General features: G+C 39.7%; 6 protein-coding genes. All 6 read right to left on the minus strand.

Annotated features, from left to right (window positions below):
- Window positions 1–56: 56 nt before the first annotated feature.
- Window positions 57–836, minus strand: coding sequence for a CRISPR-associated endoribonuclease Cas6 (gene cas6 / locus FKZ43_RS08400; protein ID WP_140945441.1), 780 nt, complete (start codon window positions 834–836; stop codon window positions 57–59).
- A gap of 197 nt (window positions 837–1033) precedes the next feature.
- Window positions 1034–3727 carry a M14 family zinc carboxypeptidase gene (locus FKZ43_RS08405; RefSeq protein WP_140945442.1) on the minus strand — a complete coding sequence of 898 codons (2694 nt, stop codon included), beginning with the start codon at window positions 3725–3727 and terminating at the stop codon, window positions 1034–1036.
- Window positions 3728–3835: 108 nt separating this feature from the next.
- Window positions 3836–4867 carry a PorV/PorQ family protein gene (locus FKZ43_RS08410; protein WP_140945443.1) on the minus strand — a complete coding sequence of 344 codons (1032 nt, stop codon included), beginning with the start codon at window positions 4865–4867 and terminating at the stop codon, window positions 3836–3838.
- 69 nt (window positions 4868–4936) lie between these two features.
- Window positions 4937–7915, minus strand: a complete 2979-nt coding sequence (locus tag FKZ43_RS08415; protein WP_140945444.1) for a hypothetical protein — start codon at window positions 7913–7915, stop codon at window positions 4937–4939.
- 88 nt (window positions 7916–8003) lie between these two features.
- On the minus strand, window positions 8004–10850 hold the full coding sequence (locus FKZ43_RS08420; RefSeq protein ID WP_181180312.1) for a TonB-dependent receptor: 2847 nt from the start codon (window positions 10848–10850) through the stop codon (window positions 8004–8006).
- Between the two features lie 90 nt (window positions 10851–10940).
- Window positions 10941–17510, minus strand: a complete 6570-nt coding sequence (gene sov / locus FKZ43_RS08425) for a T9SS outer membrane translocon Sov/SprA (RefSeq protein ID WP_219916514.1) — start codon at window positions 17508–17510, stop codon at window positions 10941–10943.
- Between the last annotated feature and the right edge of the window lie 179 nt (window positions 17511–17689).

Here is a 17689-nt window from a genome sequence, read left to right on the forward strand (position 1 = left end):
TTTGTGTGATTCCGAAGGGTTAGGGTTGGGAGTGAGTTAATTTCTCCCTCCTCTTCTCACTTTGCGGGAGAAATATTGATTTCTTCAGCTACAGCCATCCCAAAGCCAAGATGATTTTTATGCCCAAATCCCCACTCATAACCAACCTCTATTAACCTTGGATCGGTTTTAATTACAAAAGGAGCAAGAAAACATTTTATATTTGTCCTTCCAAACTTTATAAGCTTTGAAAATTTCCCACCCTTTGATTTTATATACTCCTCATCAAACTTCATCTCAAAATCCATCGCTTCTATTTTCTCACCATAAAGGAAGTTAAACTTTGAGAGCAGGTCTTCCTTTATCCTCTCAAAATAGCTCGGTTCGTCTGGCGTCAAAAATAATTGTCCCGGTGATTTCCCTCTGAGGACGGCTATAGGTGAGAGAAGGCGAAGTTTCATCTCGGAGTTAAATTTCGGTAATTCAATCTTAGTGATTGATTTAACAACAAATTTAATATCGCCAACTTTAAGGTCTCCATCTCGTAAAAAAGCAACTGCCATGGCTTCAATGAAAGAGTCAATCGGAGAGGAAATAAAAAAATTGAAATCATCCGGATGATTTAACTTAATTTTGGCATCATCGGTTATTATAAAATTTTTGAAGCGAAGAAATGAGAATGTGTAAACCTTGAACTTATCCTTTAAAATCCCAAGTCGTCTCAAATTTTTATCTTGCGCAAAGATATCACTATGTTTTTTTATTTTTCCTCTTATTTCCGCATAGAGGAGATGATTGTAATTTACAGGAACTGATACAGGGAAATGTTGAGCTGAAAGTGTAATTTTTAATCGCATAAAAAATCCCCCGCTTTGAATTTGACTGTTTTTTCAAAGCCCCTTTATTTTCCCCGAACAAAGGCATGAGATTAAAACGAGTTTTTATTTTAGTTAAAAAATTTATCTACGTGACATTCCATCCCTCGCTCAAAAATTAATTTTGGGGGCGGGGAAACCCCACCCAGTTTTAAATATAAAACAAAGATAAAAATTTTTCAAAAGCTCGGTGAAAGTAGAATTGAATTTAAAAACAGGCGATTCAACCCCAACCAGAACAATCTGAAGTTCGGGTCATCCGCAAACATTATAACCTTTCCACGTCCGCTTGGCTCTTCAATCAGGTATGCTTTCCCAGGGAATTTTTTCTCCATATCTTCCCAAACAAAGCCACTTATGCGTACATCCTTATCAGCAAACACACCTGGATTTGCTCCATCTTTTGATTTTTCAAAAATCAAAGCAGAATAAACGAGGACAGCGATTTCGTCATCGTAACCAAAAGAGAGATAATGAATTGTATCAAGTTTAACTCTAAAAATTGCTCCTGGCGTAAATTCAATCCTTTCTTTTGGCTTTTTCTCTTTTTCCTTCAAAGTATCCTTTTGAACTTGTGGTTTCTCCTCTTCGTATTCATCTTCATCCGATGAACCCTCACCGAGAAGTTTGGCACTTGTAAGTTCAACTCCTTTTAAGGTTGGGAAAACGGAAGCGTTTTTCAATGTCACAAGGACACCACCATTTGAAACCCATTCCTTTATTTTCCTCACCCCACCTTCACCGAGTAAATTTTTCAATTGATTTGCATTTGCATCTGGTATGATCAAAACATTATATCTGTAAAGATCAACGCTTTGGAAGTAGTCCCATCTTATCGGCGTGAAATTATATTCATACATTTGTTCAAGCAAAAACCAAATGGCGCCATACGAACTCTGACTAACGGGTTCTTCAGTTAAGACCGCGATTTTTGGTTTCTTTATTTCAATCACCCAATTTGAACCAAGGTCAATACCTTTTTCAGTGTAGGCAGAATTGATTGAATATAAATCAACATTCGCTTCTTTTGCGAGTTGCTTTATCTTTTGATGAAAATCCTGAATATGTTTATTTCTTTCAACGCGAACTATAACTGTTCCTCTGGGGAAGTAAGTTCCATCTTCAGAATAGAAAAATCTTGAAGCAACAGCAACTTTAAAATCATTTGATAAAAGTTTAGATAGAAGCTTTGCGGATGCGTCTGTATCATATTTGAAGGCGTAAGCATATTTTGGAATATCATTTGGAATCTGAAAGCTGAAATTTGGTTTTTGATTAACCTTCTCAACTTTAACTTTCGCTTCATCCTCTGTCATATAACATTCAACACCCCAAGCCAAAGGCAAAGCCCAAGCTGTGACATCATAAAACCCAAGCGGTAACCTTCGGACATTTTTCCCAAGCTTTTTGTTATATTCATAAGCAAACCTTGCTTGTTTTAGAAATTCTTCTTCCATTTGCGGGTCGGGCTCAAAAAGTGTTTTAATGAGTCGCTTCTGGGGTTGATACATCGGAATTATAAATGAGCCTTTTGGAAAGGTCATTTTTCTGGTGCTCTTATCAAAGTAACTCTTGGCTGATGAACTTGTAAAGCTTTCTTTAGCTTCATAAACCTCAATTTTATGCTTAAGGCACAACTCCACAAACCTTGCGGTTTTTTCTCTATCTTTATCTGGGACGATGACAAATTGTTTATACTGCTCTTTTTTCGCCTCCTCAAGCGCAGTTTGTCTAAACTTATAAAAATCAAAAAGTATATCTACCCTGTGATTTACAGACGCCTCAAGCGTTTTCATTGATGCTATGAAATGATGATGAATACCTTCTTTGAAAGTTATTATGGTTTCATCTTCCCTTTCATATTGAAATCCCTTTCTTCCTCCGGCATCCGTTTCAAATGTCATACCTATGGCGCCGTTAAGAGCCGGATAAGAATCCCAATAACCTGGATAATGAAGGTCAAACACTTCACCTGTGTAATAGCTCCAACCGTAATCATCAAAGCCACGAGCGATGTTAAGCCCGATTACCTTTGCCCATTTTTTTGTCGTCGGTGGAAGATTTTGATTCACAGGCGGAGCATAAGGGACGAAAAACATATTTTTCGTCTCACCGTGGTGATCAGCGAAGACCTGCGGGTTCCAATAATGGAATTGCTCAACAACCTTTTGCGTTTCAATTTGTGAACAAGCAAAAGCATCACGGTTTAAATCGATCAAATAATGATTGTAATTTGTCTTCATACGCCAATCACCGCGATGCTCTGAAGCATAAGGGTCGGGATTACCATATTTACCGACGAAGGTCGCCTTGAACCAGGATACAGCTTTTTGATGGCTGTCGGGATTATGCGGAATGTTTATTATTACAACAGCATCTTTCAAAATTTTCTTCGTCACTTCGTCCTCACCAGCACAAAGCTGATATGCGACTTGTATCCCAGCTTCAAAAGCTGCTGTTTCATCCCCATCGTTTGAATAATTTAACCAGACAATTAACGGTGTCGTCTCGGCTATTTTTTTAGCTTGTGTTTCATTTGTAACTCTTGGGTCGGTCAACCTCTCTATGTTTGCTCTTATCTCATCAAGTCGGGCAAGGTTTTCTGGCGAACTTATCACAAGAAGATACATATTTCTTCTTTCGTATGATTGTCCGTATCTGATAATTTTTATCCTATCCGATGATTTCGCAAGTGTGTCAATGTAACGCTCCATTTCATAATGCTCAGTGATAAAATCGCCAATTTCATAGCCAAGTATTTGCTTAGGCGTTGGTATTTTGGGATTGTAAACTCCATCTTTCCAAAATTTAAAGTCATCCCCAAAGGACAAATTCAAAACAAAGAAAAGCAAAAAAGCGGCGAGTTTTTTCATTGTTTTTTGGGATTTTTTATTTTTATGACGGAAGGAAATAACGGAAAGTTTTCAAGGATAAAAAGAAGGCTCAGCCACACTGGCTGAGCCGTTTTAAAGGCAAACAATTTACAACACGACCCCAAGGGAAATCCTGTGGGCTTGTTTTAATCTATAAAGGTCTGAATACGAGTAATCAAACTTCAAGGCGATATTTGAACCAGGTATGTTAACCCTTACACCTGCGCCAGCGTTAAGAGTGAACTTCCCGTGCGTTTCATCAACTGCATATCTTTTCATCCCACCAACCCGGACAAAGAACATCTCTCTAAATGCAAACTCACCTCCAACAAGACCAAGCGCTCTGTAATCCCTTTCATCTCTATAATCAGCGTTCACTGTAAATCTAAAGCTTTCACTTTCAATCAAGTTAAATGTTGCGCCCATCTGAAATGTCAATGGCAATGACCATTCCTCTGCCTTTAAATTAGCTATGACATCGGTTGGATTTGACCCAGCTGTTGGATATGGATCAACTTTAACTATAAGGTCTCTTCCCTCAAGTCGTAATTTCGTTCCAAAGTTTGTAAACGACATTCCGATTTTAAGACCACGAAATCCAGTGTCGTATAAAGTTCCTATGTCAAGGGCGAAAGCACTCGCTGTTGAATGTGAAATTGTTTCAGTTATATACTTCACGCTCAAGCCAATTGAAAACTTATCGGTTAAACGTCTTGCATAGCCAACCGCAAAGCAAGCATCATATGCAGAAAATGTTTGACCACTCGCTCCCTCTGTATCAAGCCATGTCGTGATTGGCATATCTCCCATTGAAAGATAAGTTATACCAACACCAATAGCCCCAAAGTTTCCGAGTGGAACACCGACTCCGAGAAATGCGACATTCAAGTCAGCGATCCAATCAGTGTTTGCAAACATTACCTCAGTTCTTTTCATCTGGGAAAGACCAGCTGGATTCCAATACATTGCCGATGGGTCGTTTGCATTAGCTACAACAGCGCTTGCAAGTGCAGAACCGCGTGGGTCAACCGGAATTTTAAGGAATGCAGCAGCTGAAGTTCCAACATTATCAAATTGTGCAAAAACCATTCCCGGTAAGACAATCAAGATAAACAATGTGAAAATTATCTTAAACCTCATTTTTCCTCCGAAATTTTTATTTTGAAAATCAAATTTCAAAAGCCCGGGCAAAACACCCGAGCAAAACTTCTACTTTATAAGAGCAAACTTCCCAATAACCTCCCCTATCTTCCTTCCTGTCTCGTCAAATCCCTCAATGTGATAGATATAAACTCCAAACGCTACCTCTTGCTCGTTGTAAGATTGCAAGTTCCAGCGAGCTATTGAGCCACCCTCGTGATTTATAACCCTGACAAGGTCACCTGCGACATTGTAAATTCTTATTATCGCTTTCGGCGGTAAATGATGGAATTGAACTTCCTTTTGAACGCCATACTTTCCTACCTCGTAAGGTGAGCTCACAACATAAGGATTCGGAACAACCCTTATATTCTCAAGATCAGAAGCGGTCATACTCGTTGTCGTCTGTTTCACAGTGTTGAACTCATAAACATCATCCTTTGTCAAAATTTTATTCGTCACAATTCTAATTTTATCACCAGCTGGAACAGAAGCCGCTTCAGAATAGATTCTCACTCTATAAGGTATATCAGCAAGCGATGTGGCATTAAATTCACCAGGATTGCTCTCTGGATATGGTTTATTTATTATGAAAATTCTGTCATAATCATCCCAGTTAAATCCAGAGGCACCGCGATCACGAATTGCGGCATTGACTTTTGTATTCGTTGTTATGTTCCATATCTCAAATGGCGCAGTCATTGTCGTTCCGAGTGGATTCAAAGCTGAACCAACTTTCGGATATGTTACAGGGTTATTTACAATTCTTATCTCATAGTCTGAAGAAAGTGCCTCCCTTGAAAGCGAATCAATGGTTGCACCAGCGTTAAAACCTTCAAAAGTTAAATCAATAGTCCAAGCATCGTAAATATGAACACTGTCACCATCAACAACAGCATCCCAGTTTACATCAGGCGGAAGGTCTTGAACTGGAATATAAAGACCATCAAAAATCAAAGCATTATCAATCGCTGGATCGTAGAAATACGGATAGTTCTTGATAGTATCCCTACTTATCGTAACGACATAATTCCCATCTTGATCTTTCAAATCCATAAGCAAACTAAATGGGGTGCTTCCTTGCTTAAAGGTTAAGCTATACTTTTTACCAGTTGTGACTCTCGGATCTAAAACCGTTATCGGAATTTTCACATCGCTATTCCCTCTGATGTGAGTAGCTTCTTTATCAGCGCTACCGACAGTTACACCTGAGGCGGGTTTGCCTGGAATCACTGCAACTGTATTCGTTCCCTCTTTCGGATAGCTTCTAATTGCATTTTCAAGTGGTGGTATGGGTCCATCATCGTGGTCATAAGCAACAACGGCATACCAGTATTCATACCCATTGTTGACATTTCTATCAATAAAGTAATGCCTTATACCCGCATCGCTTCCTAAATTAAAGTGCCTTCTCGTTTCTGATTCACCTTGGATTCCATTTTTCAAATCGTATATCGCAATAGGAATCCAACCCTGGAATTGACCAAATGCATCAATTATCGCTTCACCCCATGTTTGCCCTCTATCCGTGCTCTTATAAATTTTGTATCCCTCAAATGCGTTGTTACCCGTCAATCTATCATTTATATGATCAATCGTTCCATCTGGCTTGTAATAAATTCCTCTTTCAGAGCGATCATCCCAATAAAGTATAACCATTCTATCACCAGCAACAGCTCTGACGGATGGCTCTGGCGGTGCCTCAGCTGCGCGATAGCTATTGTTATAAAGCAACTGGCAAAGCATTGCCTTTTTAAACAGGTCACGCTTATTCCTTGCATGAATAGAAGCAAATGTGAAAGCAAGCTGACCTCCAGGCGGAAGTGTAAATGGTCCAGAACCGACGACATAAGTTATATCAGGTCCAAAAGAATTTGGTGTCTGTGTCCAATCATCTGGATGCGGATTAACATTATGTGGCGCCATAATCCCACCTGCAAGCTGATCATATTCAGCTGTTTCCGTCTGTGGAGCTTCGCTGTAAGGGAAAACTTGGAATGTCGTTATACCCATTGGCTCACCTGTTTGAGGATTTATCGGCGTCTCAAGAAATTTCAAACCAACCCATCCAACATTTGAAGCTATCAAACCTTCAACCTTATCATCCCCATCCCAAAGATATGTGAAGTTCCAAAGCAGTGAGTCCTCACTTGGTGAATATCCTTCAACATCTGTTCCAACTGGAATAAAAGCAGCAAAATCATCCGTCCATTCATATGAACCTTGCTCAGGACAATCAGGGTCATCGTGAATCCCAACATAAACATCATATAATGTATCCGTTCCAATGTTTGTGACAATGAATCTAAAAATTATGAAGTCCTGATTGAGAAAGTCATCCCATTGAAGCCCCCAGATATCAAGACGCACATCCATTGGCTTTGGTTTGTTTCCAGCCTCAGGGTCATTATCAGTCACGACGAAATAAGCTTCTCTCTTGGCAACGACTTCACCATCCAAGACGCCCGGGAAACCAGTTGAACCAACTCTTGGCTGATTATATGTTATCTTTCTTGCGTGTTCTGGTAAATCATTCAAAGATGGCCACCTCTGTGGCCAGGATTGTGGTTTATCACTAAATGCAATCCCTATGTTATTTTTCTCATCAACATAACCAGCATCAAACCCAGGCAAAGGTTGATATTCTTCTTCACTAAACCTTGCTGCACCTCTTGTTCCACTTGCGAAAAACTTAGTATAACTTCCATCTGGATTTTTCTTCTTCGCTCCAACTAAAGGAGCCATTGTCCACCTGTATGTTATGCCACTTCTTGCTGGAAACTCCCAGCAAAGTCCCCATCTATCATATCCAAGGGTTGCAGCATTTGAAATCCTCGCCCAAACATTTCCAACATCAAGGACCGACCTTTTCCTATCACCTGGACCAAGTTCCTTTGAAAGCGGTTTTAACCCACGCTGAGGAGCAATAACCGTGTTATAATACTTTTCCTTTGTCATCCAGTTCGGATCTTCTTTAACCTGTGCAATTACCCCATTAAATAGACCAACTAAAATTAAAGTGAGAATAAAAGCGATAACCTTTTTCATTTTTCTTCTCCAATTTTATTTGTGAAAAAAATTCATAACACCCGCCATCTAAAAGATGGCGGGTTACGAGTAAAAAACTTAAAAGAGATTAAAAGTTAAGTTCTATCCCAACTTCAACATGTCGTGGAGCGCTATACCAGTGCGGTCTATGACGATTTTCAGGTGAAACAGCGGGATTTGTGCTGTAATCGGGTCTACCTGAATCATCAAAAACATTCAAGACATTCTTCTTGTTCAACAAGTTCGTCACATCAGCCCAAAGCGTTGCATTAACAAAACCAAGCTTGAATGTCTTATACGCTCTGACATCTATATTCCCAGTCCAAGGCATCCTTCCACTATTGATCTCTCCCGTAAGATATGTTCCACGGGCATCGGTTGGAGTATATGGCAAACCGCTTCCAAAGTTACCGATGAAGTTCAATCCCCAAGTGTCATAAATAAGATTGAAGATAAATGAAAGCGTGTGCGGTTGGTCCCACGCAAGCGTCGTCGTCCTCTTTGGCGGTACATATCCAGTCACAGAAGCAGTGTATGCCTCCCAGAAGTGAGTCGCCCAATTATCTGCATTACCCTCAGATCTTGAATAAGTATAGTTGATTTGAAAAGCATAATGATTGCTTAAACGTTTCCTTAGAGCGAATTCAATCCCCCTTGAATTCGCATAGTCAAGATTAACTATCTGCGTGTATGTATACGGGTCACGGAAAAATCTCTTCGTTGATATGTAATCATAGGTGTCTTTATAAAAAGCAGTTATACTCATCACGATGTCCTCGCTTAAAACCACATCAGCACCAACTTCATAAGCGTGCGTCGTCTCCGGTTTCAAATTCGGATTCCCGATTCTCGGTTCATATCCTTGCGCAAGGTTTGGATAAGGATAATTTGGATTATTCTGGTTGAATCTTCTGTAAAGGAAGAACATATCGGGATATTGATAAAACTGACCGTATGCGAAGTGAATTTTCGCTCTATCAGATATCGGATGTGAAAAACCAATTCGTGGGCTTATATGCCACTTCGGTTTGACGTTCCCAACATTTGATATATCAGCGTTCGGATCCGTTGCTTTCAAATCAATTACCTTGTAAACATCCGGTGCCTTCGGATTAAGATAATCAAAACGAATACCAACATTTATGATAAGATCCGATATCTCAATTTTATCCTGAATGTAAGCAGCTGCTTGAACAGGTCTAAACCTATAATAAGCGGTCTCATAATGTCTCGTTTCCTCTGGCTGTAAAGTATCAAGGTGATCCCAATAGCTATTCACACCGTTTATCCACCAATCGTTCAAATCATATTGCTTATATTCAAATCCGAACTTAACAAAATTGTATCTATCAACCTGACTGGCAAAACTTGCTGAAAATGTATTTGTCAAAACAAAATACTGCTGAACATAATCATCCATTGAAATAGCCATTAAATCAACTTGCGTGTATCCAGCTTGTCTGAAGCGTTCAATAAGTTGCGGTGTTAGATATGTTCCTTTCTTTATCGTGTCGCCATTGATGACATAATCCCTGTAAAGTGGGAAACCGACTTTAAGTGCATCTTTAAGCCAAAGCGTGACCCTGTATGGACCACCAAATTCATAGTTTGAAGTTGAATCAAATAGATTGTTACCCCTAACAGCACTGAATATCCTTGAAAAGTCACCCTTCAACTCCTCCTCATAAACATAATACTTATACCTGGTGTTAAATTGGGAAAACTTAACTTCATAATATGTATTCCCGCTTAACGCATGCGTCAGATGAGCCGTGTAAAGCGTGCTCGTCCTGTAATTCGTTGCTTGAAATTCCGGAAGATTTGGATCGCGCATCTTCATCAAATACTGATATTTGAAATAATGGTCGTAACCTTTGTTCTTCCTGTCGGTTATAGCATAACCGAAGCGAAGTTTCAAGTTCTCAAAAAACTTAAATGTGAGCTTCGCATTCCCTCTCAATCTACTGTCAAAGAAACCGAGGTTTTCAAATGTGTTCTGAACAACTCTCCCACCTGGAGTTTTATAAGTTGGACCAGTGAATCTGTTAAGATATGTTCTTGTAAAGCTCCTATCCCCACTTATGAAAAACGTCGCGATATCATTTCCTGGTATCACCGGACCGCTCAAAGAAAACTCGCCTCTGAAAGTCCCCCAATCGTTATCCTTCCATCCAAGCTTCCCAAATTGATCCGTTCCAACTCTCAATCCACCCGTAAACTTTGAACCACCCTCCTGCGTGACTATGTTAACAACTGCTGATTGCGCCTGTCCATACTCAGCATTAAATGTCCCAGATAAAATTGAAACCGAAGCTATCCCAAGCCGAGATACATCAAGAGCCGAACCGCCATAGAGCAGATCATCAACCCTTATACCGTCAACGACATAGCTTACTTCTGTTGTTCTACCACCCCTGACATGAATCCCATTGTCACCACCGCCAAGCCCACCGTTATTTGCCACAACAACACCAGGAGCAAGCGTCATAACCTCCTGATATGAATTCACAGGGATCGACTGAATCTCTTGCGCAGTCACAGCCGTAACAGTTGATGTTGCATCCTTTTGTATAAGTTTTCTTTCAGCCGTTACGACAACCTCTTCAACTTGAATCGCTTCGCTTGAAAGCTCAAAATTAACCTCGGTTGTAAAATCAGGCAAAACCCTCACTCCCCTAACTGTCATCGCACGATAACCAACAAATGATGCCCTTACATCATATGTCCCAACAGGAACATTTACAATGACATACTCGCCTTTCAAATCCGTCGCTGCCCCAAAAGCTGTCCCAACAAGCACAACATTTACACCCGGAAGTGGCTCTTTCGTTTCCTTATCAATAACCTTCCCCCTTATTTTACCCGTCTCACCCGCAAAAACAAAGGCGAAAACAAACAAAACTAAAAAAACTGAAAAAAATAACCTTTTCACCATAACTTGCCTCCGCTTTATATTTGAGATATAAAAGAGCAAAACGCTGTTCATAGCAAAATATAAAAAAATTTTTTACAGTTGTCAAGACCCCTATGCCCCGATTGAAATGTGAAGGTCAATCCCAACCTCATTTATCGTTGAACCAGGAACGAAAGTACTCCTTGAATCAGACCTTGACTTCGTCAAACGATAAAATAACGAGCCTGTGACCCTTGTGCTTAACATATATCTGAACCTAAATTCCATCATCGTTCTTAAAATACCATCAAGAGGAATCGCTTCTGTTAAGTTCCTTGCTTGATATGTTTTCCTTGAATTCTTTGATGATGAATACGTGAGCGTTATATCAACATCGTTTTTAAGCGATAGCCCAAAGATTGGCAAATTAAATCCACGCTTTGAATAACTAAAATTAAACGACATCTCACGCCTGAATGTCTCAACTATTGCCTTCGCAGAAAAGTTAAGGTCATAATAAGTTGAAGTAATATACCTAAATCCACCTGTTAAATTACCATTCCAAAGTGGCTTAAATGTTAAGTTCAAACCGACGAGTGGATTGAACTCATACCCAGCCCTTTCTGATTCAAATGTCATCGGCTGTCCAATGAAACTCCTCCACCTTTTCTCAAAGTTTGAAGTATATGAATGCTCAAGCGAAACCCTGGTGGCGAAAGATTTGAAAATTGAAAACCTCTCAAGCCCATCCCATCTAAATCTCCAATTTAAGCGGGGCAAAAATCCACCAAAAATTTTACTCAAAATCGGCAATGTCTCAAATCCCTCCTCAAACGCCTGCGCTAACTTTTCATCCTCGCTTCTCTTATCCGTCGGATCAATTTTAAACTCAGCATATTTTGATGCAACCGAACCGATCCCGCCTTTGAAAATGCTGAAAACAAAAACTGGTGGAATCATCAAAAATGAACGTCCCAAAGATGCAGAACTTGTAAACGATGTGACCTTCGGAATCCCAGATGAATCCGTCACAACCCTTTGATTTCTCTGATAGCTCCAATTTATGTTCCAGCTCAAATCAAGATAAGCTCCTTGCCACAATGGTCTTGATGTCGTAATGGAAATCCTGTTTGTCTGGGAATACATATTATCAAGGTTTCCATTCGGAGCTCTTAACCCAGGGCTTTGTTCAAAACCAAAAAACGGAAAACCTTTCTTCGGTGAAAACTTCAAACTACCGTTTGGATCAGACACAAAACCAAGCTGATACAAAAGCGAAGGTCCATATTCAACTTTATCACTAACAAAAGGAAACCAAGATAACAAATTACCCATCCCCGGTCTTTCAGAATAAAGACCGGTGTTCGTAGCAGTGTTAGTTTGAGTGAAATTAAGCTGAACATTGTCATAATCAAGAAAAGGCGTCTTGATCAAAATTCTTAATAAATCTTTCAACTTAAAAGTTGATCCCGATTTTTCAGTTGTGTCCTTTTGAACTTGGGCACCACGCCCCCTTCTCAAGGTCTTGCTCTCTTCACCAAACCAAGAATCAGCAAGCGACTTCAATCTAATTGAAAATCCAGCGTTCAAATTCGCCGAATAACCAGCCCCGCGACCAAGTGAACCCTGTTGAAAGTTGTTTTGCCATCTGTAAGCCGAAGAATAGCTTAAATTCAAATTTAAATACTTGTTAATTCCCAAAATCGGCGGTACTTTCGGATTTGTCCCAATGCTAATCTGCTGAGATAAACTTTGCGTCCTTCCAAAATTGATCAAACCGTCCTTAAAGAAAATATCGCCCAAAATTTCCCGTGTCGTCCTCTGTCTTCCAAGCGAATCCGTCTCAAGATGAACAAGATTACTACCTATGTCAACTGAATATCTAAGAGATGGATTCAAAAGTCCGTTGTTTGAAAATCTCCAATCAAAAGAAAAACCACGCTGTGCATTGAACAACCTTGTTGTCGGTTCAAACATTGCTTTCGTTCTGAATTTTCTATTCTCTTGACCCCTGTCAAACCTCATCATCCCAGATATATTAGACGGTGTCAATTGTATCTCCCAATCTTTATACGCCTCAAGTATCGGCACACCATCAAAAATTGATTTAAATGGTTTCAAACTGATCGGTCGTATCGCCGTTGAATAGCTCGTTTGAAAATTAAAAGCCCACCTTTTGCTAATCTCTGTGTTTATATCCCTTGACATCGCTCTATTGAAGTTAAAGCCAAGATTTATCTTGTTAATTAAATCTTTGACATACCATTTCTGTGAATTGATTGTGAAATTAAAACTCGGCACCGCCCATGTCTCAGAAGCCATAACCTGTTGAATCACCGTAAGCAAACTATCCGCTTTCCTATTTGCCTCATCTAAACTTCCACCACTATCAAGAACATTCTGTTTCAAACGATTTGCAGCCTCGGTTGCGAGTATATCCCTGCCGGGTATATACTTTGGAATCCCTATGTTCTCACTGCGTTGATAAGAAAGGGGAATACGAACGGATGAAGCAATTACGGAAGGAAATACTTTCTCAAGGTTTAAGTTTGCAGAGAAAGCCCAATTTGTCGCAAGAACGCGAGCAGAAGAATTGACAAATTTATCAGTTAAACCTCTAAATTCGGGACTTTTCCTTGACAATCCAAAGTTAAGATTTAAAAGTTCTGGAACGCTCAATTGCGCAGATAAATTATAAGCCCAACCTATTGCATCATTTGCTTTTAAAAGGCGCAATTCATTAACCCAAACATCACCTGAAAGGAATTCCGGACCCTTACCTTTTGGATTAGTAACTCCAATTGCAATAAAAGTCACATTCGTAAGCGATGGATTACCTTTTAACCAATATGTCGCCCCAGGTGGACCATCAGGAACAGGAACTCTCTTAACGGGTTGATTTACAGAATCCCTTGTCTGTTTCAGAGCTGTTAATTGATCAAAAACGATTTGAATGTTGTTCTTTATGTCCCAATCAGGCCAGATCGGCTGGCGATACTCATAATAATTTGATGTATCAGTCCCAATCCAAATAAAAATCTCACCCGCATAATCAGTTGTGTCGCGGAAGTAAAAGTTATTATCGCCGTGAACGAAAAGACGCATAACCTTGTAATTGAACAAATCAATCCTCTGTGGAAATCTCCTCATCGCAAGGCGAAGTGTATCATCTGGAAGACCCCTTATTATGAAAGCAAGAGATTGCTCGTTCCCCTCTATCTGTTGATCCGGTCTTGTCCTGTCCCTAGGTCTTTGCACACCAGGTGGCGGTGTGTAATTTGGATTGTCCTCAACGCTTACAACTGTAACTTTAAATTTATCGTCATTCTTGACAAGCTCTTCCCAATAATTCCCAACGAGATTGAAATCAGCAATCCTTATCATACCCTCACGCTCAAACCCAGTAAACCAAACACGAACAAACTCTATTAAAGTAAAGCTCGGATTCCCAACAACTCTCGTATATGCCGAAAGAGGGATTTTAAGCTGATACCACCCATTTGAGCCACCACCAGCGATGAACGGGTTATTCAAAGTGTCAAGCGGAATCTCGTATTCAAAATAATTATCTACAAGGTCAAGTATGTGATTGTTGTTTAAATCCTCCTGATCAATGTCCGGGTAGAGGTCTTTGTTTCCTTCCGTCCCGTTCCTTTTCAAGAGATTTCCAAACTCAAAGTTGTCCTGACTCGGATCGTCCCCAAGATATGGATATCTTAACCTTTCCTCTTCATCACTCATCCCATCAAGCCCAACATCTTCACCTGGATCAAGACGATAGTTTCCATTTCTATCTTCTGTGTCAAGTCGTCTGTTCGGAATAACATCTTCCGAAATCTGACCAAGGTTTATAAGCATCTTCGCATTTGGACCTGGATTTCCAACGATTTTAAACCATATTTCAATGTAAGTTATATTTTCCGTTGTCAAGTCAGTTGAAAAATACGGAAGAATCCTCATCATTCCAGCCCAATTTTGAGCTGGGAAGTTTTTTATGGAATCCCATTTTGTTGTGTAATTGTATTGACCGCGTCTGTCGGGGAAAAACTGAATGTCAAGCGGAGTTATAAACTGCTGCTCTTGTGCTACCCTTTTTTGTGGCCAAACCTCCTGAATTTGAACCGATTGAGGTATGTTAAACCAAGCAAGATAACCCTTTCTTTGAACCTTAACAGTATCTGAAATTGTTCCAGGTTTTATCTCACCAAGCAAGGGCATATGAGCCGGAGCACTCGCAAAATGCCAATGTGTTGAAATCAAGCTCAAAGGAACAATCCTTTTTGATCCTTCAAAATCATCTATATAAACTATGCTTTCAGCACCATCACCTGCAATCGTGCTCTTTCTAGTGTTCGGGTCAGAAAACATAAAAGCTGACTCGCCGCGAAGTGAAAATGAAGCATCCTGCTTTCTCTGATAACCGGGAAGGATGTCAAAAAACTCCGAAATTTTACTTGAGTTAAACCTTGTTGAAAAATCAAAACCAAGCATTGTATTGCTTATCGGCTCTTCACCAAGGCGAACTTTATCGCTCAAACTTTGCTGGGCGTAATTCATAAGCGTAAACCCAAACCTCGTGTTCTCGGCAAGGTCAATATCACCGCGAGCACCGAGAATCGTCTTTGAAGCAAACGAAAATAAATCATTCGTCTCATACCTTATCTTAAGATTTGACCCCGGAAGCAAAGCATCACGGTTCAAAATTGTTAACTGCCCAAGTATATAATCAACCCTGTAATCAACACCCTCAACCAAACGCCTATCGTTAAGATAAACCTGAACGCTACCCTCAGCAACATTAAAACCAAGATTATACGTGGCTTGGACATCGCTTGTCAATTTAGCCGAGATAAAAAACTTTGACGACTTAGCTGTGTTATTTCTCGCTGCGACTTGATTCGTATCATAAATGTCATCATAAGCAATTGAGCTTATGAAATCATCATCTTTGTCTGGTAAAAGCTTTTTTAGCGTCTCCTTGCTGAAAGGTTTAAGAAACGGGAAAATTAACTCACCTCTTGATGGATTGATCGTCAATTCAGAAAAATCAAATTTATTATCAGGTCCAGGCGAACCATCCTCATGAAATTTATCAAAACCGAAAATTTGCAAAAGATTTTTGCCGTCAATCTCCTCCCTGGGCTCTTGGTCAGGGCTAGCTTGATATAAAACTTTTAAATCAAAGCCCTCCTTCTTTATATTTCTTGCTCCACCGAGCGGATAAATACTTTTTATCAAAAGGTCCCATGCCTTTTTAAAAGATGGTTGTAAAGACCTCGGTCTAACAAGCTTCAAAACAAGCGTAGCAGATGTATCAGCAAGTGAATTTATAAAATCCCCATAAACCGTATCATCCGAAGCTACCTGTGTTGGACCTTCAACACGATAAGCAACAGCTATAGCTTGATTATCTTGTAAGTTTATGTTAAGCGATATAACACCTATATCAGGATTGATCGTGTAATCCTTGCCTCTCTCAAGCTTTCTAAAAAGTCCAACCTCAATCCTTCCTGGATCGCTCTGCAAAACATTGCTCCTTAAACTATCATAATAAGCCCTGGTATCGGCTGGAGGTAAGTTTATATCAGCAACGATAAAACGCGTAAGCCCCGGCTCCGGTCTCTCAAGCTGGGAAACCCAAACCTCTATATCCTTAACTTGCAAACCCGGAGCTATCCTCAAAGGTGGGCTGTTTTGATAATACGGCTCATATGTCGGAATGTATTTCTCGTCAATAAAGTAATGACTTTGAGAATATTGATACATAAAAACCTTTATCTCCTGCGACTGAGCCCCGCCAGTTAAAACACGCTCCTGGGATTCCCCTTTCTTCTGACTTGCTATCGTTGTCAATTTCAAGGGTCCAACTTGAAAGCTTGCTTTTATCCCGAATAAAGCCTGACTGCTCCCTATAAGTGAAGATGGTGTTTGAAGAGAAACATTACCCGCCTCAACACTTTGCACTATCTCATCATCATATCCTTTGTATTTAATTTTTAGTTGATTTTCAAAATCAAACTGTCTTTGCGTGTTCCAATCAGCGGTTATGTTAAGTTTATCCCCTATTGTCCCACCGACATTTATTTGAACCTGCTGTGAAAAGTCCGGCTCATTTCTAACATTTCCAAGTCGTGAAATTATAAGCTGTTCTGTTTTCTCATTCCGCCAAGCCCCAGTTATATCAACAGCGCCAGAAATACGAAGATTTATCACAGGTGGTCCAAATATGCTTAAAATCGGATTTGCTGGGACAGGAATTTGAATGTTCGTTATATTGCTAAAAAGCTGCTCAATGTCATCTCTTCGTTCCCGACCCTCATATCTATGTGCAAGCTCAACCCAAGAAATTTTCCTCTTCTCTTCAAGTCGGATCTGAATATATCTCTCAATAGGAACAACAAGTTCAATTGGACGTTCAATTCCAGCAATTTTTTCCTTTATACGAACGAACCTCCCTGTTGAGTCAATCTGCACCTCCCTTTTCAATAAACCTGACGGGACAAAAAGAAGTGGATGTTGTTTTGATTGCCTTACTTCAACATATGGCTTGCTCAAAAAAGAATTTAAAAATTTAACCTGGGCTGAGGAATCAACCACAACTGTATCTGCTTTGGATACCCCGATTGTGTTAACCGATGAAAAGAGATTTTCAATAAATAGAGATAAAAAAAGCATCAAAATAACATAAACTCCGCATCTCATCATCAAACAGACAAATTTTTGGTTTAACAGCGTAGCCCTTTAAGCTATAAGCAAAACTCCAACTTTTTTATGTCTAATTAAAGATAAAATTTTCAACTTTCAAATTCAAATGTCAAATCGCAACAAGATGCCATATCTTTGCTTAATTTTATATCATTTGCTAATTTAAATCAAAAAAC

The sequence above is a fragment of the Candidatus Thermokryptus mobilis genome (assembly GCF_900070205.1).
Classification (GTDB): domain Bacteria; phylum Bacteroidota; class Ignavibacteria; order Kryptoniales; family Kryptoniaceae; genus Kryptonium; species Kryptonium mobile.